This window comes from Flavobacterium sp. JP2137 (genome assembly GCF_050562195.1).
Taxonomy (GTDB): domain Bacteria; phylum Bacteroidota; class Bacteroidia; order Flavobacteriales; family Flavobacteriaceae; genus Flavobacterium.
Map to the genome: position 1 here is coordinate 3,230,893 of NZ_CP191647.1, position 21,153 is coordinate 3,252,045.

Annotated in this window: 16 protein-coding genes; 4 read left to right on the plus strand and 12 right to left on the minus strand. The window is 42.3% G+C overall.

Going from position 1 to position 21,153, the window contains the following annotated elements; all coding sequences use genetic code 11:
• Positions 1-428: 428 nt before the first annotated feature.
• From ACQZ43_RS14265 to ACQZ43_RS14275, 3 genes are all read right to left on the minus strand, one after another.
• Positions 429-878 carry a hypothetical protein gene (locus tag ACQZ43_RS14265; protein ID WP_430613361.1) on the minus strand — a complete coding sequence of 150 codons (450 nt, stop codon included), beginning with the start codon at positions 876-878 and terminating at the stop codon, positions 429-431.
• Between the two features lie 703 nt (positions 879-1,581).
• Positions 1,582-3,336 carry a TonB-dependent receptor gene (locus tag ACQZ43_RS14270; protein ID WP_430613362.1) on the minus strand — a complete coding sequence of 585 codons (1,755 nt, stop codon included), beginning with the start codon at positions 3,334-3,336 and terminating at the stop codon, positions 1,582-1,584.
• A gap of 24 nt (positions 3,337-3,360) precedes the next feature.
• Positions 3,361-6,381 (minus strand): tetratricopeptide repeat protein, encoded by a 3,021-nt coding sequence (locus tag ACQZ43_RS14275; RefSeq protein ID WP_430613363.1) that lies wholly within the window; start codon positions 6,379-6,381, stop codon positions 3,361-3,363.
• A gap of 295 nt (positions 6,382-6,676) precedes the next feature.
• Here ACQZ43_RS14275 and ACQZ43_RS14280 point away from each other — a divergent pair, with 295 nt between their 5' ends.
• On the plus strand, positions 6,677-7,360 hold the full coding sequence (locus ACQZ43_RS14280) for a cell division ATP-binding protein FtsE (RefSeq protein WP_430613364.1): 684 nt from the start codon (positions 6,677-6,679) through the stop codon (positions 7,358-7,360).
• Between the two features lie 6 nt (positions 7,361-7,366).
• The gene (locus ACQZ43_RS14285; RefSeq protein WP_430613365.1) at positions 7,367-8,257 is read left to right on the plus strand and encodes a glycosyltransferase family 2 protein; all 891 of its coding nucleotides are present in this window, start codon (positions 7,367-7,369) and stop codon (positions 8,255-8,257) included.
• Here ACQZ43_RS14285 and ACQZ43_RS14290 read toward each other — a convergent pair.
• Both ACQZ43_RS14290 and ACQZ43_RS14295 read right to left on the minus strand, forming a co-directional pair.
• Complete coding sequence (locus tag ACQZ43_RS14290; RefSeq protein ID WP_430613366.1) at positions 8,240-9,310, minus strand: glycosyltransferase; 1,071 nt, start codon at positions 9,308-9,310, stop codon at positions 8,240-8,242. The two genes, ACQZ43_RS14285 and ACQZ43_RS14290, sit on opposite strands and share 18 nt — an antisense overlap.
• The gene (locus tag ACQZ43_RS14295; RefSeq protein ID WP_430613367.1) at positions 9,307-10,404 is read right to left on the minus strand and encodes a glycosyltransferase; all 1,098 of its coding nucleotides are present in this window, start codon (positions 10,402-10,404) and stop codon (positions 9,307-9,309) included. The genes ACQZ43_RS14290 and ACQZ43_RS14295 overlap by 4 nt, the downstream gene beginning before the upstream one ends.
• 34 nt (positions 10,405-10,438) lie before the next feature.
• On the opposite strand from ACQZ43_RS14295, the gene ACQZ43_RS14300 reads away from it, so the two are divergent.
• Positions 10,439-11,335, plus strand: a complete 897-nt coding sequence (locus tag ACQZ43_RS14300) for a glycosyltransferase family 2 protein (protein WP_430613368.1) — start codon at positions 10,439-10,441, stop codon at positions 11,333-11,335.
• Here the strand turns inward: ACQZ43_RS14300 and ACQZ43_RS14305 are convergent.
• The 7 genes from ACQZ43_RS14305 to ACQZ43_RS14335 all read right to left on the minus strand — a co-directional run bounded on the left by ACQZ43_RS14305 (position 11,332) and on the right by ACQZ43_RS14335 (position 18,982).
• Positions 11,332-12,675 carry a hypothetical protein gene (locus ACQZ43_RS14305; RefSeq protein ID WP_430613369.1) on the minus strand — a complete coding sequence of 448 codons (1,344 nt, stop codon included), beginning with the start codon at positions 12,673-12,675 and terminating at the stop codon, positions 11,332-11,334. The two genes, ACQZ43_RS14300 and ACQZ43_RS14305, sit on opposite strands and share 4 nt — an antisense overlap.
• Positions 12,656-13,588, minus strand: coding sequence for a glycosyltransferase family 2 protein (locus tag ACQZ43_RS14310; protein ID WP_430613370.1), 933 nt, complete (start codon positions 13,586-13,588; stop codon positions 12,656-12,658). Before ACQZ43_RS14310 ends, ACQZ43_RS14305 begins: the two co-directional genes overlap by 20 nt.
• A 324-nt stretch (positions 13,589-13,912) precedes the next feature.
• Positions 13,913-15,007 (minus strand): Glu/Leu/Phe/Val family dehydrogenase, encoded by a 1,095-nt coding sequence (locus tag ACQZ43_RS14315; RefSeq protein ID WP_430613371.1) that lies wholly within the window; start codon positions 15,005-15,007, stop codon positions 13,913-13,915.
• Positions 15,008-15,161: 154 nt separating this feature from the next.
• Complete coding sequence (locus tag ACQZ43_RS14320) at positions 15,162-15,554, minus strand: sugar 3,4-ketoisomerase (RefSeq protein ID WP_430613372.1); 393 nt, start codon at positions 15,552-15,554, stop codon at positions 15,162-15,164.
• 111 nt (positions 15,555-15,665) lie between these two features.
• On the minus strand, positions 15,666-16,916 hold the full coding sequence (locus ACQZ43_RS14325; protein WP_430613373.1) for an O-antigen translocase: 1,251 nt from the start codon (positions 16,914-16,916) through the stop codon (positions 15,666-15,668).
• Positions 16,917-16,940: 24 nt separating this feature from the next.
• Positions 16,941-18,041 carry a DegT/DnrJ/EryC1/StrS family aminotransferase gene (locus tag ACQZ43_RS14330; protein ID WP_430613374.1) on the minus strand — a complete coding sequence of 367 codons (1,101 nt, stop codon included), beginning with the start codon at positions 18,039-18,041 and terminating at the stop codon, positions 16,941-16,943.
• A complete protein-coding gene (locus ACQZ43_RS14335) occupies positions 18,038-18,982 on the minus strand; it encodes a FemAB family protein (RefSeq protein WP_430613375.1) in 945 nt (314 codons plus the stop codon). The genes ACQZ43_RS14330 and ACQZ43_RS14335 overlap by 4 nt, the downstream gene beginning before the upstream one ends.
• Positions 18,983-19,202: 220 nt before the next feature.
• Between ACQZ43_RS14335 and thrS the strand changes: the two genes are divergently transcribed.
• Positions 19,203-21,149, plus strand: coding sequence for a threonine--tRNA ligase (gene thrS, locus ACQZ43_RS14340; protein ID WP_430613376.1), 1,947 nt, complete (start codon positions 19,203-19,205; stop codon positions 21,147-21,149).
• The last annotated feature ends 4 nt before the right edge of the window (positions 21,150-21,153 follow it).

Consider the following 21,153-nt stretch of genomic DNA (forward strand, 5'->3'; position numbering starts at 1 on the left):
TAAGTTTGGACAATTCTCCATTAAAAGGCGCATTTTCTACTCCGTTTCCCGCCAGCTGCTCCCGCGTTATAAAACGGCAAAAGCGCCTCTTTTAAAAAGGGCGCTTTTGCCGTATTCCACCTGAGGCGCTATGCGATAAAGCCCGCTGCGGTTTGTTAAAATAAATATAGTGCAAAAAAGGGGCTTATTTGACACAAAAGCTTGGAAAATTCACTATTTGTGAATTACTTTTATATAACACAAATGTTAAAATTACTTAATTATTTAACATTTTGCCCTATAATTACCCCATTTGACCGCCTTGTTTTTAGCCGCTAATTCCGCCTGAATTCCCAGGCAGAGCAATCGCTTTTTACAGCGGTGTATTCGCTTTATACAGACCGGAAAATCCCGAGTGTCAAACGCGGCGACTCATCGTGTACAACCGCTTATTCCAAATGGTTAATAGTAAAGTCCGAACCGTTAAAAACGATGACATCGTTCAGTTTTTTCCCCATTAGGGCTTGAGCCAAGGGCGCATCGGTGGAGATGCATAATATCGACATCTCATCGATGACCAATTTGGGAAGCGCTGCCGATATAAAAAGATAGATCGAATTGATTCTCACAAAACTCCCCAATCCAATGGTGTCCGAAGATTTAGACCCATCAATTTTGGAAAGAAACGCTCTAATGTCAATGGATTCCGCTACTTTAGCACTTAATTTTTCTTGCTCTAAATGCATCATAGACAAACCGGTTTCGTGTTTATCGCCGGCAGAACTCTTGGCGTCGTTCTGCGCATCTAATGCCATTTGGGAAATCATTTCTTGAAAAGCATCAATTTTATCACTGATGATTTCAAGATGTGTTTGAAGGAGTTTCTCTTTAATATTCATTTTTTTTTAGTTTTAACCAGATTCTCTTCAAGAACCTATAATTGTTGTTAAGTCGTATTTACCGCTCTATTTACAAAAAGATCTTTTCCTTCTTTTTGCCTCGATTAGCCTTCGCCGATGCAGGTTGCTTTTAACACAAAGCAAAACCCTGTTAGTCGACTTTTTGCGATCGAAAAACAAAACGTGTTGATACCATAAAAACGCACTCTCAGAAATTTTATTGAAAGATATAAAAAATTTAATAAAATCGCATTAAGAGACTTTTTTTTGTTAATATTTAAAATCGCGACTTAAAATATACTTTTAGAACATTTTTAAAAAAAACACTCATTATAATAGCGTAATTATTCTAAAAAACACCATTTAAAAACATTTTATTAGAATTTCATTTTATAATTGCGGAAGAATCCATTTTAAAAAAGCGCTTAATTTAACACAAAGTATCATTAACTCCTTACCCATTTCCAACGGTAAACACGAGGTAAGTTCGATTAAAAAAAAACGTATTGCCGTTTGTACTTGAAGAGCTTCTAGGGAATACTAAGTGGAAATTCTTCAAAAAATACGTGACCTGAGTGCATGGGAGTTTCACATCAGGTATAAATCTGTAGTATAAAAATAAAAAAAAGAGCAATAGATAGCAAGTGCTACCTATTACTCTTTTGCATTTAAGTGTTTGGGATGTTGCTTTTGCCGAAAACGACTACAAATCAAATTTGTACATCGCTCCACCCATCACTTGTATTCCTTGAACCTGGAAGTTGTTCCAATTTTCGTAATTCTTGTTGAGCAGGTTGTTTCCGTTTAAGAAGACCGTCCAATTTTTTGTGGGTCTATAGCCCAATTTCAGATTCCAATCCACATAGCTCTCCAAGGTTTTCACCGTCGTAATAGGGTCGGGATTGACACTGGTCGTTCTGCCGTCGCTAAACAAATCTTTTCGCTCGCCTACAAAATACACTTCGGTACCGGCAAACCACTTATCGGTAATCTCCACTTGGATATCCGCTCCTACCTTTGCCGTAGGCATGTTCCACGCTTCTTGCAAATCGGTTGTATAATGACTGAAGGCGGCATTCATACCCATGGTGACATTTTTCTCAAAGTCAAAGCGCAGTTCGCCATAGAAATTCAGCGTTTTTAGGTTGCTGTACAGCACTTGGAACGAGTTTCCATATTGGTATCCCAAGTTGGTCGCTGCGGCTTGGTAAACATTGGTATTAAAAAAGGCCTTGTCGTCTTCGCTCTTATAAGAACCGCGAATATTATAAGAAATGGTATTGTCCAATTTCCCCTTTAAACCCAGATAGAGATTAAACTGCTCGCTGGTGGGCATCAGCGGATTTCCCGGACTGATAAACGGGTTTTGCGCTACAAAATCCGCATACGAATTTTGTCTCAATCCCCCTTCGGCTCCGGTATAGGCAATCAAAAGATTGTCGACCAAATTAAACGAGGCTTTTACCTGTGGATAGATATAAAAGGCATTGTCCGATTCGCCCTTAACCTTGGAATTGTTAAAGTATAAACCGGCTCCCAATTGCAACGAATAGGTTTCGTCCTGAAAGGCAATGCTCGGCTCTACTCCAAAATTCATTTGGGTATTGCTCTCTTTGCTTTGGGTTTGAAACGTTTCGTAATCCACCCCGACATAGTCCATAACCAAGTTCACCGTCAGGTCTTGTTCGCCCAAAGCGGTTTCTATTCTCGGTTTGATGTAGAAGCGGTTTTCCCCGCTGTCGAATGCATCCCAAAAGCGTTTGTACTGCACGTCTATCGCAGCGAGTGGACTGTTGTTAAACTCCATCTTACCACCGACAAAAGCCGTTCTATACACTTGTTCTTCATCGATTCCCGCCGCGTTAAAGTTGGAAAAATCAACGTCTTTAACCGGTAGTCCATACCAATTGACCATTTGGTTTTTTACGCCCAAATCGATGTTCCAATTGAATTTTTCCCTTTTGCTACCATAGGTCACTTCTACCGCAGCCTTGGAGTAATAATCGTCTAAAATCTGGTCTTTTAAACCGCCTTGAGACGAGAAGAAGTTGACCATACCCGCGAAGTAGTCCGTGTCATTGATCTTTTTGGTCAGAAACAATTCCCCTCTGAGATTGAGGTAATTGCCCAGTCCGAAAAGCGCATAATTGTTAAAGGCCGCCAAACGGGGATCCTTGTCCACTGCCGCTGCCTTTCCCTTTTCCGGCACAAAGGTCGATGCCACCGGAAAGGAGTTGATCGTGTATTGAATTTTCTTCTTTTGGGTATTGTCGTCGTCGTTTAAATTTGGCGTTTCCCGAACTTTAAAAGCGTCTGATATCGTCGCTTCATACGGACGTACCACATTGACCACTTCCGTTCCTATATTCTCGTCCTTTTTGTTCTTTTCCTGTGCCATCACCGCACTCGACCACAACAGGGCTAAGGCGGAAAAACTATATAAATGTATTCTGTTCATCGTTCAATTGTTTGTTTGGAAGAATTATTTTGAAACGGAAGAATTTCGCTTGGATTCTTCTTTTTTAATCGTGTTCAACTCGCTTTGTGCCTCCGCTACCACCTCTGGAAAATCGGTAAAATTCTTTACCACACTCTCCAATATATAGGTCGCTTGGTAACTGTCTTTTAAGGTGTAAAAATTCTTGGCCATCAGCACCAATCCCTTCGCTCCAAAATACTTGTAACCCGAATAGTCTTTTGCCAACTTCTGTACAGCGGCATTGGACGCTTCAAACTTACCTTCCTTATTTTTAAAGTAGGCGTCAAAATACAAGGCTTCGGCCGCCAATTCTCCTTTGGCAATTTCGGCCACCTTTACGTAAGCCGCCTTGGCTTTTACTTCGTCCTTAGCGTTAAAGGCCGCACGCGCTACTATGATTTGCGCATCGCTTTTTACCTTGCTATCTGCCTTGGCGTTGTTCAATACTTTTTCGGCGTAAATCACGGCCTGCGCATCGTTCTTTTGTTCGTAGTACACCTTCATCAAATTCGACTGGGCAAAGAGTGTATTCTGTTGGTAGTCCGATTGGGTTTCCAACTTTTTCAACACCCCAATTGCTTTGTCGCCTTCTTTTTGCGATAAATAGATTTCTCCCAATCGGGCTAAAGCCGGCTCGGAAAAGGCATTTCGCGCTTTGCCCGCCACATATTCAAAATGGGGCACCGCAGACGCTATGTCTTTGGCTGCATAAAAGATTTCGCCCAGGTAAAAATTGGACTTCAACGCGTGTGCACCGTTGGGATAACTGCCCAAATATGCGGCAAAACCCTTGGTGGCTTGCGCGGTGTTGTTTTGTAAATATTGTTTTTCCGCCGCTTCGTAAGAATCGTTTTCCAAGTCGGCATTGGACACTTCTACAAAATCCAAATTTTTGACCCAATTGGCATATTCTTCTACTTGGCCGTTGTCTACGTATATCAAACGCGCATTGGACACGGCTTCATGGGCTTCCGCCGTATTGGGATAGTCCGCAACGACTTTTTTGAACTTTACCAAGGCCTTGTCGTTCTCATTGCTGTTGTAATACACCAATCCCTGACGCAGTATGGCTCTCGAAACAAACGAGCTCGTCGGATAGCTCTTGATCAATTGATCCAAAGCCTGAACGCCTTTTTGCGCTTGATTGGTCGTTATATAGGTATTCCCGATTTCATAGAGCGCATCGTCTGCAAAATTGGACTTTGGATATTTTTTTATAAAGGCGTTTAAGTCGTCGATTTTACGGTCGTTTCTGTCGACAAATCCATAAGACATCGCCTTTTGAAATGTCGCGTATTCCACATCGGCGGTATTGCTTTCTATCACCTTATTATAGGCTTCCATAGCTGGCCAATACTTGCCCAACACGAAATTGCAATCGCCCAAACGCACATAGGCATCGTTCTTTCTCGATCCTTCGGCCTTGGGTGAGGCGACAAACTTTTGAAAAGCCGCGGCTGCCGCATCGTATTGCTTAAGCTTAAAATAAGCATAGGCCTTGCTGTACTCGATATTTGCAAACTCCGGTGTGGTCGACGCTGCTGCTTGGGACGAAAAGGCGTTGTACGCTTCTAAGGCCTTGGCAAATTGCTGGGTATTGAATTGGGTTTCCCCTTTCCAATACTGCGCGCGCGCCGTAAACTTCGGGTCTTGATTTTCCGCTATTGACGTATTGAACAACTCCAAGGCCTCTACATAATTGCTGTCTGAATAAAATTCTAAACCGCGGTAAAAAGTCACCTTTTGATAGGCCAATTTATTTTGAATGCTCTTATTGCGCTCTAAAAGCACTAGGGCTTCTTTATAATTTTTAGAGGTGATGTACGAATCGATTAATAGGGATTCCAATTCCTCCTTATAGGGAGACGCGGGATACTTGGTTAGAAATGCCGTAATTACACCGGGTACACTTTGATAGGGGTTACCGATTTCATAGCTCAACTTGGCGTAATTCAAATAGGCATCTTGTTGAATTTTGGCGTCAAAACTCATTTCCGATGCGTTTTTAAAGGCGTTTAAGGCTTGTGGTTTTTTGTCGGTATGCAAATAACTCTCGCCCAAATGGTAATACGCATTTTGCGCTACACCGTCGTTTCCGCCGATAATTTTATTGAACTGTTCGATCGATTTTTCGTAGTCTTTGGACTTGTAATACGCATAGCCCAACTGATAAAAATCGGTATTGCTCCAACGCTCCTTCTTGCCTTTATACTCCAATAGATACGGCAGGGCCTGATCAAACTGCCCCAGGTTAAAATAACTCTCTCCGATGATCTTGGACAATTCGGACTTCTCCTCGGGGGTTGCCTTGTTCATTTGAGCCACTCCCTGATCGATTGCCTTTTGGAAATTACCGGATTTAAAGCTCATATCCGCTTGGAAATAGCCCATTTTCTCCTTGTACTTCTCCTTGCTCTCCACCTGCTCAAACAATTGATTGGCGTCTTCATAATTGTCGGAATCATAGGCGATATAGCCCAAGTAATACACGGCCTGTTCGCCGTATACCTCACTGTCTTTTACTTTGGTAAAATATTTTTGAGCTTCTTTTTTGTTCTTTACCGAAAAACTGCCGTAGCCCTTTTGAAAGTAAAACCGATCCAGGTCGCGCTCGCTCATAGCGCTTTCCTTTACCTTTTGTGCAAAGCGCAAAGACTTGGCATAATCGCCCTTGTCGAAGTAAAATTTAGTCACCTCTACATAGGCTTGATTTTGCTTGGAACTCGTCGGATAATTCTTGACGAACAAGTCGATTTTTTCCTCCGCCCCTTCTTGGTCGAGTCTAATGGCGCAATTTGCGATATAATAAGCACATGCTGCTTCTAATTCATTTTCCTGATTATTTTGCGCTACTTTAATCCGGTCAAACAGGATTTGAGCCGCTAAGTATTGCTCTTCTTTATATAATGCTACAGCATGGTTAAAATCGGAGAGTTCGCCTGTGTATACCGCACTTTGTTGCGCACTAGCAACCACACTTCCCAGAGATAATGACCAATAGAATAACCTATTAATTTTTCGCATTTTTATTTTATTTTAAAATTCAAATATATCATATTTTAGCGTATTAACGGCTGATATTGTCAATATATTGTGGGGTTTTTATACGGGATTTTTTCGCTTAATTGTTTGGGGAGTTGGCGATTCGTCTATTCACAGATTCGCGATTCGCGTATAAACCCATCAGTAAAAAGGCAAACCGCAAAACAGGGGTTTTAAAGCCGCTTGTATCCGCATTGGCGCCCTTGGGCAGAAAATGAATAAATTTTTGATTTAAACGATTATACTTTCTATATTTACATCAACAATTAACAAACCTATGTCAGCACCCGTTTTATCACTTCAGAATGCCACGATTTATCAGGATGATTTCGCCGTATTGTCTCAAATTAATTTGGATATACAAAAAGGCGAGTTCATTTATTTGATTGGAAAAACCGGCGCCGGAAAGAGCAGTTTTATGAAAACGCTTTATGCCGATTTGAAATTAAAAGAGGGCAGCGGAACTATAGTCGATTACGATTTGGTGCAATTGAGAGAAAGCGACATTCCCTTTTTGCGCAGAAAGTTGGGAATTGTTTTTCAAGATTTTAAATTGTTGCCCGACCGCAATATCTACAACAACCTGTTGTTTGTGTTAAAAGCTACGGGTTGGGCAGAGAAAGAGGCCATGCACCGCCGAATTGAAGAGGTTTTGGACCGCGTGGGTATGTTGTCGCACGCGCGTAAAATGCCGCATCAAATATCGGGCGGAGAGCAGCAACGCGTGGCAATCGCTCGCGCCCTACTCAACGATCCCGATTTGATTTTAGCCGATGAACCCACGGGAAATCTCGACCCGCAAACCAGTGTGGAGGTCATGGAGGTTTTGCAAAAGATCAATCAAAACGGACGAACCATTATCATGGCCACTCACGATTATGCCCTGCTTTTAAAATATCCTGCCAAAACCCTTAAATGCGAAGATGGCAAGTTGTTTGAAGTAGTGCAAAGAACGGTGTAAATAAAAATGGTTTCCCTAATAATCCCCACCTATCGCTACGAGGTTTATCCCTTGGTTAAAAGATTGCATCAAGAATGCCTAGAACTCGGTCTTATATTTGAGATTCTCTGTTCAGATGATGCCTCTCCGGATGGTGTGGATACCCTTGCAATAGAAGCGCTTTCCAACTGCCGCTATTACGTGCAACCCAACAACCTCGGATTGAGCTATGCGCGGAATTTTCTAATCGACCGGGCGCAATACGATTGCATCATTTTATTGGATTGCGATACCCTGCCTGTATATACCGACTTTGTCAAAAGATATGTCGATGCCTTTTTAAATCAACCGGCCTCGTTTTTTTCGGGAGGACTGCAATACCAAGCCGCCCCCATCGCTACCCACGAAATTCTGCGTTGGGTATACGGAAATTCCAGAGAAGCGGTTTCCGCCACTATTCGGCAACAGCACCCTTACGAATACTCGTTGTGCTCTAATATTTGTTTTAGCAAAAAAGGTTTAAGGGAAGCGCGATTTCAACCCGCGATAAAGGATTATGGTTATGAAGACTTGGTTTTTTTTAAAGCCTTGGAAAAGCAACAAATCAGCGTTTGCCATTTGGACAATCCGGTTTTTCACCTCAAACTCGAATCTTCTCAACACTTTCTAGATAAAACCAAAACAGCGTTAAAAACCTTAGAAAGCCTCGTGCAGAACAAACTTATAGACCCACAAGACACGACTCTTCTAAAGGCATATCGACTTTTGAAAACCTTGCAATTAACCAGAATCACCGCTTGGATATTTACAAAAACACAGGGACGTTTGGAGAAAAATCTATTGTCGGGATCGCCGTCATTATGGATCTTTGACCTCTATAAATTGGGGTATTTCTGTTCCTTACAAGGATTGAAATAACGCTTTCCACTTTTCCAGCACGGCTTGTGCACCATACTGCTTTATCGACTCTTTCGCATTGCCTTCCAATTCGGAGCGCAACGCTTGATTCGCTATCAACAGTCGGATTCGCTGCTCAAAAACCTCTAAATCACCGTCTTGAACCAAGAAACCGTTGTGCTGATCGCGAACGATTTCCTTAACGCCAAAAGGCACGTTAAAAGCAACTACCGTTTTTCCGATATCTAAAACCTCTAACAAGGCCATCGGCATGCCCTCATTATAAGAGGTGTGTATCACAAATGCCGATTCCGCGATACTTTGAGAAATCGAACGGGTTTCTCCATGAAAAAACACCTGTGCTAGCTTTCGATCTAACAGGGTTTTCAGTAGTATTGGATCTTCTTGCTTCCCATAGATGTGCAAACTCCAATCTGGATAAGCTACACTAATCCTTTCAAAAATTGTCAGCATGCGATCATATCCCTTTTCTTCAGAAACGCGACCTATAGCAATAATCGCTTTTGAATTAGCCGTTTTGTGCAAGGTGCCATCGGATTCCACAAAATTGGGAATAACCACCACATTGGAATGCCGCCACTCCTGTTTGCTTTCCTCGTTGAGCAATACCAGAGTGTCGAATTTTTTATAGAGAAAACAGGACACCTTGGAAATAAGCGTATTCTTCCCGGTATTTTGTCCGTTTTTAAACAAAAACCTCCGAGACCCATGTACCTCAAACCACAGCGTAGTACCACTTAGAAAGAGGGTGGAGAAATACGCTTTAAATCCGTTGTCATTTACGATAACGACCTTCGGATTTATCTCTTTTACGATTCTTTGAACGCGCTTATAAAATGGGATTATAGCGAATAAATCGGTCATCTTATCGTTTAACAGATAAAACTTTACCCGCGGATCAAACGGATAAAAAGGCTTATCCGTTTCGTCATTCGTACTAATAATAGACACTTCAAATCCCCAACGTTCGACGAAATTATTTGCCTTTAAAGCTGTTATTTTTGCCGTTCCTCCCGAACCGGTTATCTTGGTGGACAGATAGACTATTTTCATTGCAATTTCATTAAAGCGACCCATTGCTTACCAACCACCTCCAAGTTAAAGGCTGCTATCGATTGTCGTGCGTTTAACTTACAATGTTCATACAAAGCGCTATCGCTGTGTAGACGGTCCAAAGCGCGCTGCAACTCCGGTATGCTTTGATTTGCTACCAACAAGCCGTTTTCATCGGGTATAACGATTTCGCGAGGGCCAGTTTCACAGTCGTAAGATACCACGGGGGTATGACAGGCCAAACTCTCTATCAACACCATAGGCAGTCCTTCAAATCGACTACAGAGCACAAAAAACTTAGCCTTTCTCATATACTTATACGGATTGGATTGAAAGCCCATAAAATGGATGTATTCGGTTATATTTAATCGGTCGGCCTGTTCGGCTAATTGTGGTAATAATTGACCTTCTCCACAAATCACCAAATGAATTTGTTCACTTTTTAAGCTCGAATTCGCATAAGCTGCTATGAGGTGATCAAATTGCTTGATGCCGTTTTCAAATTGGCCAACGGCAATAATATATTCAAACTCCAAATCGATCGGCTCCATCATCAATCGATCGATGGATTCCAAGTCAACCGGATTGTATATGGTCTGCACCTTTTTCAACCCCTGCTCCGCTTTTATTTTAGCGTTAATCGCATTTGTAATTGCAATAATCTGATAGGCATTCGCATACATTTTATGTGCCAACCATTTGGAATTCGGTATATACTCGTCTGTTTTGGAACTGTGAATGGTAAAAATAGTCGGGGCATTGTAGATGAATTTTGAGATGACCCATTCTTGCATTTTTTTTGTTCGAAACCGAAAATCAATGATATAGTCAAATTTGTTTTTTCTAAAAAAGCGATGGAGACCTACCATTCTGTTTAGTTTACCCACCAAACCATTTTGATTGTTCTTTAGCGAAGCCGTTGAAAAAACTTCTCCGCTATAGGGATACCCCAGTTGGTCGATAACCGTAACGATACTAACATCCACACCCACTTGGTCAAAATATACAGAAAGATTGGCCATCACGCGATCAGACCCGCCACCGCTTAAGCGAAACCCCACCAGGGCAATCTTATATTTATTTTGTAGCTTCATTAACTTTATCTATTTTTGAACAAATGCTTACCCTATGCAAAACCTACCCCTCGTTACTGTTATTTGTCTATGCTACAATCATCAAGATTATGTGGTAGAAACCCTCAATTCTGTTTTAGCGCAAAGTTATCAAAATATTGAGATCGTAATCGTCGACGATTTCAGCACAGACAACTCCGTAAAAGTAATCGAAGATTGGTTAATAAAAAACCCAAACATCACATTTATTAAGAATCCCAGAAACTTGGGAAACACCAAGAGTTTTAATTTGGCGGTCCAAGCAGCTCAGGGCGAGTTTCTCATCGATTTAGCCTGTGACGATTTGCTGTTTGAACACACCGTGGCGGCTCAAGTGAACAGCATGCTTCAGGCACCTACCGCGAGTACGGCGTTGGTTTATGGCAATGCTATCAACATCGATGAAGTGGGACGTGTGCTTTCTTATTACTTTCCAGTCAATGAAAAAGAACAGGTTCTGCAACAGCGAAAGTCCGGCGATATCTACACCGATGTCGTTGCAGGCGGCGCTTCAATGTGTTCGGTATCGGCCTTGTACAACAGAAAGATATTCGACTCCTTAAACGGTTATGACGAAGCCTTGGCTTACGAAGATTTAGACTATTGGATACGCGCCTCTCGCCGATACGAAATATATTTTAGCGATCAGGTTTGGGTCAAAAAACGCCAATTGGAGCATTCGCTGGGGAGTCATTTTGTCAAAAACAACGCTTTTGCAAAACGAGTAAACCAATCGACTTATCTCATACTAAGCAAGACCCTTGAACTCAATCAAATCAAAGCCGAAGATCGGGCGCTATTATGTCGCATACACTATGAAATCACTTGCAGCTTAAAGAGACACGACTACCGCTTGTTCCTCAAACACCTGTTGTTAAAAACTCGGGTACACTTGCAAAATCGCCCGCATTAGCCTCCGTTCCAGTAGCGGATTGCTATACTGCTCCGTTTAAAAAGGCCGCTACATGCACAAGACAGCACGTAACCTATCCAGACGAATCCCAATAACATAAACGGCATATACCACACTATGAAATTCATGTGGATATGTATATACGAATGGCTCTTAAAAATCACCAACCACGACAGCGGGGCCAAAATGGAAAACCACATCGCAATCGCCAAGGCCAGTCCCCTTCTCCACTGTTGTTCACTCAAAGATTGAGTCCATTTTAAGCCAATAAACACCAATGTAAACGCCATAAAAACGAAAATCACCTCTTTGAATGCCACCGTAAAAACACCGTTTGTCATTTTAAAAACAAAAGCCTCCCCGGCTAAATATTTATCCAATACCACCGTAACAGTCGCTTCCAAAGATTCCGTATACGCTTCCGAAAAACGATCCGAACTGGCATGGGTTCTCCTTAAAAACGTTTGGATCAGATAATCCACACCGTTTGCTGCTTCTAAATTTTTCTTTCCCGACAGTTGAAAAATCAAAAGCAGTACACTGCTTACTAGGGCAGCCAAAAAACCCAGAGATGTCCAAAGCGTTCTAGTGACCAATACTCTAATCGACCACCTCTCCTGTATACCGTAATAAACTAAGGGCGTGATAGCCATGAGTAAAGTAGTTGTTATATACTCGTAACCCGTGATAAAACACTTGATAAAAAGAACCGCAAATGCACCTAAAAAGAAGGCCTTGGATTGAATAACCTGCTTTTTAAAACGCCGAACTTCGCGATTTAACAGCAATAGAAAAAAGATAAAAGGCAGGTAAAACGACCATAAACTCCACCAAAGGTTTTTGCCAAAAATAACGATCCAATCCGACCATAGGATTAAAAGCAGTGTCGTCAAAACAGCCAGTATACCAAAATTAGTTCTGACCCAATATAGGAATGCGGTCATAAAAGCGGCTAGTAAAGCCGCGGTTAACATATAAAACCCCTTGAGATTGGACTCCTTGGAATAGGGAGAAAGCTTGTCTAAAACGGAAAAAAGCATCCCCTGCCCTCCATTTTGACTGTTGTAGGTATTATACAAATCCTTATCGGCAAAACCGCCGTCTAGATAAATGACATATTGATCGACTAAAAAACTTTCGTACCAACCGGGCAACCCGCTTTGCGAAAAGACACCCTCGCGTTCCGATAGGGCTAATCGCCCTATGATTAACGATTCCGAATCTCGTTGGAAGTTTTTATGCGGATCGTCTAAACGCCCGAAAAAATTAGAATTAAAAACGGCGGTTAGCAATATAAAAACACCGAATAAAAAAACGCCTTTACTGATACTTAACCACATATTTTTTCATTTTTATCTTCATATTTTTCCGATCGATATTGGTGATTAAGTCCAATATCAGTCCGCAGCAAAGCAGCAAAGCGGCCATCAAGATTAACCCCAAAGCCAATACAGCCGTAGGTACTTTATAGACATATTGAAATTCCATGTATTCGTAAATGGGAAAAGCGCCTAAGAAACAGCCCGTCAAAAACAAAAACAAAGCCACTAACGAGAAAAAAGATAAGGGTTTATACAGCCTATACAGGTTGAAAAAAGTAAAAATCAGTCGAAATCCGTCACTAAAAGTGTTTAATTTAGAAAAACTCCCCTCTGGTCGGTTCCGATAATCAATGGGCACCTCATATACGGGCAGTCCGTAATTTAAGGCAAATAAAGTCAAATCGGTTTCGATTTCAAAGCCCTTAGCAAAGGAGGCATAATTATGGACAAACCCCTTATCAAAAACGCGGTATCCACTTAAAATATCCTTGATATTCGATTTAAAAAAAGTATTGATCAAGCGGTTCATCAACGAATTTCCCAGATTGTGAAATTTTCGTTTATTCTGTAATTTATAGGTATTATTGGACAAACGGTCGCCGACCACCATCTGTGCATTTTTCTCTTTTAACGCAGCGATTAATCCGGGTGCTTGTTGCGCCGGGTAGGTATCGTCGCCGTCTACTAAAACGTAAATATCCGCATCGATACTATTGAAAAGCCTTAGCATGGCATGACCTTTTCCCTGAGCGGACTCAAACAATACACGAGCACCTGCTTTCTCTGCCCTTTCAACGGTTAAATCATTGGAATTATTATCACACACATAAATGCGCGCCTCAGGAAGGACTGTCTGAAAATCAGCGATGACGCGCTCAATGGTCTTTTCCTCGTTATAACAGGGTATAAGTACCGCAATTCTAGTATTCATAATCAAATATTTCTACCGATATTCCGTCGGACTTTTAAATTTTTAACGTTTTGTAAAGCACTCTTTCAAATAAACGACAAAATAAACATAAAAGCACCGTGAAAAAAAGTTTGTTTTTACAAATATCACCAGCCAGCCCCCTTGTTTGTCATAAATAACAACAGTAAAAAGATTTCACTGAATTGGCGTAAATGATCAACTCTACTTGCTTTTACCAATCCGTTTATACCCTTCTCCCTCGCGTTTGACCTCTTTACTAGCCATAAAAAAAGCAATACCTGTCGATATTGCTTTTTTTATAACTAGCTCACTAACGATTTGGGTTTATTCTCTTTTTTTCGCGTCGATGCGGTCTTGCGCCATTTTCATCGCTGCTTGTTGTGGAGTAGTATTGTTTTTCTCTGCATTTAAAAAGATTTCCAAGGTGGTGTGGTAGATGTTTTCGGTGCGTTTCATCGCTTCTTCTTTTCCATAACCGACAATTTCGCCATATACATTGATAATTCCACCGGCATTGATCAAGAAATCCGGGGCATAAGAAATTCCTCTATCCTTCAAAATTTGTCCGTGTACCTTATCATTGGCCAACTGATTATTGGCTGCTCCGGCAATGACTTTCGCTTTTATTTTGTTGACGGTATCGTCGTTTAGTGTAGCGCCCAGTGCACAAGGCGAATAAATATCCACATCTGCGCTGTACAAATCGGGTCCTGAAAAAATCTTCGCCCCGTACTTCTTGCTGACTTCTTGAAGTTTGGCTTCGTTGATATCGGTAATCTGAACCACAGCGCCCTCTTTGGTCAGGTAGTCGACCAGGGTTTCCCCCACATGTCCAATACCCTGCACCAAAACGCGTTTGCCCTGAAGGGCATCCGATCCAAATTGGTGCTTTACCGCGGCTTTGAGCCCCATAAAAACACCGTAAGCCGTTACTGGAGAAGGGTTTCCTGAGCCGCCTCGAGATTCGGATATACCGGTGACATAAGGTGTTACATCGCGAATGATATCCATGTCTTGAGTGGTAGACCCCACGTCTTCTGCCGTGATGTACTTACCGCTTAGAGAGTGAACATACTCGCCAAATTTCTTGATCATCTCCGGGGTTTTGTCGCGTTTGGAATCGCCGATAATCACCGCTTTTCCACCGCCGAGATTTAAACCGGTTATAGCCGATTTGTAGGTCATTCCGCGAGACAATCGCAATACGTCGTTTAAGGCCTCCCATTCGTTGTCGTAATTCCAGATTCGAGTTCCGCCCAAGGCCGGACCCAATACCGTATTGTGAACACCTATTATAGCTTTTAATCCCGTATCCTTATCGAAACAAAAAACGATTTCCTCGTGGTCGTCGAAAGACATTTGCCCGAAGACCGGGTCTATTTTATAAAGTTCTTTTGCTTTAATTAACTCTGTAGCCATACCAAATGTTTTAATTAAAATTCTCAAATACTCCTTGTATTATTCCAAATTTAAGATTTTAATCCGTAAACAACAATAAAAACAGCAGTTTTAACCGCATTAGAGCTATAAAATCATGATTTCATCTATTTTACTAGGCCTATATTACACTTGGCTATTTTTTTGATTCGGTGAATTCTTTAAAATCGCGTATGTAATCCGCCTCGTCAAACACTCCTGAAGAAACGACCAAGCAAACGGAACCCGAAGAAAAGTTTTTTAACTCTCGCCATATTCCTGTCGGTATCAACAAGCCCTTGTTCGGCCGGTTTAAGGTCACGAGCTGCTCTTCTACTCCATCGTGAAGCAACACGTCAAAACTGCCCGAAAGCGCAACTAAAAAAGCCCGCTGCGCAATGTGTGCATGCCCGCCTCTTTCCGCACCAGATGGCACATCGTAAAGGTAATATACCCTTTCGATTGCAAAGGGAATGGTGTCTTTTTCGATTACCGCCAAGTTACCCCTAGGGTCTACTATTTTGGGAAGATCTATAATTTGAAAATTCATAAACTACATCTATTTAACAAATATTTTAACAGTACAATATAAAGGCTATACCAAGACCAAACAAGTGTTTTTTACGAAAAATTAAATTCGGCTCTACAGGCTTCGTAAAACCTAAATTTTTTTTCTAAAATACAACAAGAGCATGATCAAGTAAAACAAATAGGTTACCGCATGTGCCATCGTTGCCCCGACTAAACCGTAATGATCGATTAAGTAAACGCTAGACCCCCACAAGACCACAAAGGACAAGCCCTCCGTAACCAAATATGCCAAGACCACGCGTTTTGCGTAGAACATAATGCCGAAAATCAGGGAAGCGGCCTTCAAGAAATCGCCGATTAACTGCCAGGCCAAAATGTCCGAAACCGGCAAAAAACGATCGGTCATCAACAGGCTGATCAACAGCTCCCGCCATTGATAAACAATCAATAAGCCCAAGCCAAAGACGGGAAGTATCCACTGTAAGTATTTTCGTATTTCGTGGCGTAACTCGCGACTGTTCTCTGCTGCCGCCAACTTGGGCAAAAAGTAAACCGCGACCAAAGTTGTTATAAACATCATATAGAAACCCGCGATCCGATTGACCGCCTCCCAGTACCCCCCGGCAACGATTCCGAGATTGTCCATGAGGTAATTCCGGATAACGAAGAGCACAGCAGGTCCGACCGTACCCGAAAACAGCGCCATAAGCGAAAACGAAAACAGCGGCCGCAGCAGGCTGAAGTCCAGTTTTTCAAAACCCGCTTTCAACATGGGCCACAAGTCTCTTAACACGGCAAAAAACGCGATTATACCCACCACAGCAGGCCCTAAAACCAAGGCCAGCAAGGCTCCGTTTAGCGTCCAATAATACACGAGAACCGCCGTAACGCCAAAAGCCAAAAGATTGCCGACGATATGAATAAACATCAGCTGTTTAAATCGCTCTAAACCGTTGATAATCGAAACAAAAACTACGCTAAATGCCTGAAAGGGAAAGGCAAAGGCCAATACGATAAACAAAAACTCCAGTGAAAAAGTTTTGTCGAAGATATAGTCGCTTAAAGCGGCCCTAAACCCAAAGGCTAACGCGCTGATAAGCAGTGAAAAGAGGGCAATAGCCACGACCAATACCGCGACAAACTGCGCGCGTTTATCCCCGTCTTTGCGGTATTCGGAGACGTATTTTACAATGCCGTTTTGAAAGCCCAACGTGGAAACCGATTCTAGAGAGGCCAAGAAATTTCTAAAATTCCCCATTAAGGCCATACCGCCAGGTCCGACATAAATAGCGATAAGCTTGGCCGTAGTAATCCCGGTCAACAGTCGAATACACATATTGACGTTATTCCAAAAGCTCACTTGAAAAAGCTTGCTGCGCATTATTTTTCTTAAAGAATCCAACGGCTAATACCTATTTACTACGTCGATGATACGACTGACTTCCTCTTCGGTTAATACGGGGCTCATCGGCAGGCTCACCACCTCTTGATGAATCAACTCCGTCACGGGTAAAACGAGCTTGCGAAAAGCGGTCATCGCCTTTTGATGGTGTGGGGGAATGGGATAATGGATCAGGGTTTGAATGTCGTTTTTCAACAAAAACGCCTGAAAATCAATTCGGTCGGCTACGCGCACCACAAAGAGGTGAAAAACGTGTGCCGCTCTATTTTCTACCTTGGGCAGGGTAACTTTAAAATTGGTGATCTCCGTTAAAAAACGGTGGGCAACAATTTGTCTGAGGTGGTTGTCCTCTTGTAAATAAGGCAACCTTATATTTAAAAACGCCGCCTGAATCTCATCCAAACGCGAATTGAATCCCAGCAATTTATTTTGGTATTTGATTTCCGAACCGTAATTTCTTAAAATGCGTATTTTTTCTGCCAAGAGCGCATCGTGGGTGGTCACCGCTCCGGCATCGCCCAAGGCACCGAGATTTTTGCCGGGATAAAAACTAAAGCCCGCAGCATCTCCCAGGGAACCGGCTATATAGTCGCCGGAAACCGCACCGTGTGCCTGTGCTGCATCTTCGATCAGCAACAGTTGTCGCTCCCGAGCAAAGCGCAACATATCTTCGGCCTCCGACATCTGCCCATAGAGGTGCACCATCAGTATGGCTTTGGTCTTGTCCGTGATTTTCTCCTCTAAGGAGGCCACGGATAAATTATAGGAATCCAAATCGGGCTCGACTAAAACCGGTACCAAATCGTTGTGAATCACAGCGAGTATACTGGCGATATAGGTATTTGCAGGAACCAACACCTCGTCGCCTTTCTGCAATTTTCCCAAGGCGATATACGCCTTAAAAATCAAAATCAGCGCATCGAGACCATTGCCAACGCCTATGCAAAAAGGCACGCGGCAAAACCGCGCAAAATCGTGTTCAAACTGCATAACTTCATCGCCCAGGATAAACCAGCCCTTATCGAAAAGCTTTTTGGTCTTTTCGGCAAACGCCGCTTCATAGGGTTGATTGATTTTTTGTAAATTCAAAAACGGTATCATCATAACTCAAACTCAATTATATCTTGTAAATAGGTCGTGCAACCCAACTCCCGCTTTTGTTGCAGCAAACCGGCATTAAACCCCAAATCCGAAGAATCCGAAACCACGCCCATATCGAAAAACCGCTTTCCGGCAGCTCCATACTTTTGGATTAAATAAATAAAAAGGTGGTCCAAAGCGCGGAGTTCCTTGCCCAAAGAAGTGGCTGCGCCGTATTGCGATTTCACCCCAGCTTCGAACTCAAACACCGTGATTCCAGCCACGATTTCCGATTGATAATAAACGGAAAACTGTCTAATTTTATTGGGAAATGCCCTTTGAAGTTTTGAAATTTCTTCCAAGCTGTGCACCGGTTTGGTCTGGTAGCGCTCCTGCAATAGAGGTACGAGAACCGATTGCCAAAAAGCACTCAAGTCGTCGTCTTCCACAATTTGCAACGGGTATTTCCCGCTCTTGCGATCGTGTTTTAACTTGCTCTTTGAAATCGCATAGTCGTTGTAATCGACGCACAAATTCAATTCACTGCTGCTTAAAACACCGCCGAGCTGAAATGCGAGATACCGAAACTGATTGACCCATTCGCAAGCGTAGAACACCGGCAATACCTTGACTGTCAAACGGTCTATTTGACGCTTCTTTAGAAAGCTCAAAAGCGCCTGCCAATACAGGCGATGCTGCATGATATCGGTCTTCGGTCCTACGCACAAACCGCCGTAGGTCAGTCCGGAATGCGAGCGCAACTCCGCTCCCGTTCGATGGGCCGGCAACACGGCTATTAACGAATTATTATCAAAAATCATCAAAGAGAAATCGTCAAAGCGCTCCCGATGGTAATCCATGAAATTTCTGTCAAACAAAAAAGTACTATTCGCCGCAGTTGCCACGAAATCGTTCCATAAATCAAAATGAGAATCGTCGTAAATAACAATAGAAAAATCGTTCAAAACCCCATAAAATTAAAACGTAAAATAACAATTTAAAAACAGAACGGCGGCAAAATTCGCCATTTTTTTAAGTTTTCTTTTAGAAAAACAAATACCGCAGTCGCACAAAGAAGAAAAAAACATCCATTTAGGGTCAAATCGACCATCTTGCCGCCTTATAAAGTTGTACAGCTAGAGTAAAAACCGTATATTTGCAGCTTATATTATTTTAAAGTTAATTATGATAAAAATTACATTACCAGACGGTTCAGTGAAGGAGTTTTCTTCGGGTAGCACTCCTTTTGATGTTGCACAAAGTATAAGCGAAGGTTTAGCTAGAAATATCATTTCTGCAAACTTCAATGGTACCACCATCGAAACGACCACACCACTGACCACCGACGGTAGTTTAGTTTTATACAGCTGGAATGATGTAGAGGGTAAAAAAGCCTTTTGGCACTCTACTTCGCACGTAATGGCTCAAGCCTTACTAGAGCTGTATCCCGGTATCAAATTAACCATCGGTCCCGCCATAGAAAACGGCTTTTACTACGACGTGGATTTTGGCGACAACAAGGTGACCGATGCAGATTTTAAGCGAATTGAAGACAAGGTGCTCGAAATAGCTCGAGGAAAGCACACATTTAGCATGCGTTCTTCGACTAAGGCCGAAGCCCTGGAATTTTATAAAAAAGACGAGAATCCTTATAAGGTGGAGCTGATTGAAAATCTGGCGGACGGAACCATTACGTTCTGTGACCACGACACCTTTACCGATTTATGTCGCGGAGGACATATTCCCAATACGGGAATCATCAAGGCCTTTAAAGTACTTTCCATCGCTGGAGCATACTGGAGAGGCGATGAAAAAAACAAACAACTAACCCGTGTTTACGGAATTTCATTTCCCAAGCAAAAAGACCTTACGGAGTACTTAGCCCTTTTAGAAGAGGCTAAAAAGAGAGACCACCGCAAATTAGGCAAGGAGTTGGAGTTGTTTGCTTTTTCACAAAAAGTGGGTCAAGGATTGCCGTTATGGCTTCCTAAAGGGGCCGCTTTACGCGATCGATTGGAACAATTTTTAAGAAAAGCACAGAAAAAAGCGGGCTATGAGCAGGTGGTTACCCCACATATCGGACAAAAAGAATTGTATGTTACCTCTGGCCACTATGCCAAATACGGTGCAGACAGCTTTCAACCGATACACACCCCTGTAGAAGGTGAAGAGTTTTTGTTAAAACCGATGAACTGCCCACATCACTGTGAAATTTACAATACCAAACCGTGGTCTTACAAAGACCTACCCAAGCGTTATGCCGAATTTGGAACGGTTTACAGATACGAGCAGTCTGGAGAATTACACGGTTTAACTCGCGTAAGAGGATTTACTCAAGATGATGCCCATATTTTCTGTACCCCCGATCAACTGGATGAGGAGTTCAAAAAAGTAATCGATTTGGTATTGTATGTCTTTAGCTCATTGGGCTTTGAAAACTTTACCGCACAAGTATCGGTTCGCGATTTAAACACCCCGGACAAGTATATCGGTTCTTTGGAAAACTGGGAAAAAGCCGAGCAAGCGATCATCAATGCAGCGAGGGACAAAGGACTTAACTACGTGATAGAAACCGGCGAAGCGGCGTTTTACGGACCTAAGTTGGACTTTATGGTAAAAGATGCCTTGGGCAGAAACTGGCAATTGGGTACCATACAGGTCGATTACAACCTACCCGAGCGCTTTGACCTTACATACAAGGGATCGGATAATGAATTGCACCGTCCGGTGATGATTCACCGCGCACCTTTTGGATCGATGGAGCGCTTTATCGCTATTCTTTTAGAGCATACAGCAGGAAATTTCCCACTTTGGTTGATGCCCAATCAGGCTATCATACTGTCTTTGAGTGAGAAATATGAAATATATGCCAAAAAAGTTTTGGATTTGCTAGAAAATGACGAAATTCGCGCCCTAAACGATCACCGAAATGAGACAATCGGTAGAAAGATTAGAGAAGCAGAAGTTCAAAAGTACCCATTTATGCTGATTGTGGGAGAAGAAGAAGAGAAAAATGGTACCGTTTCTGTTCGCAGACACGGAGACGATGGAAAGTCAAATCAGACGATGAAAATAGAGGAATTTATTCAACTTGTAAAAGATGAAGTAAACCGTTCTGTTCAACCGTTTTAAATAA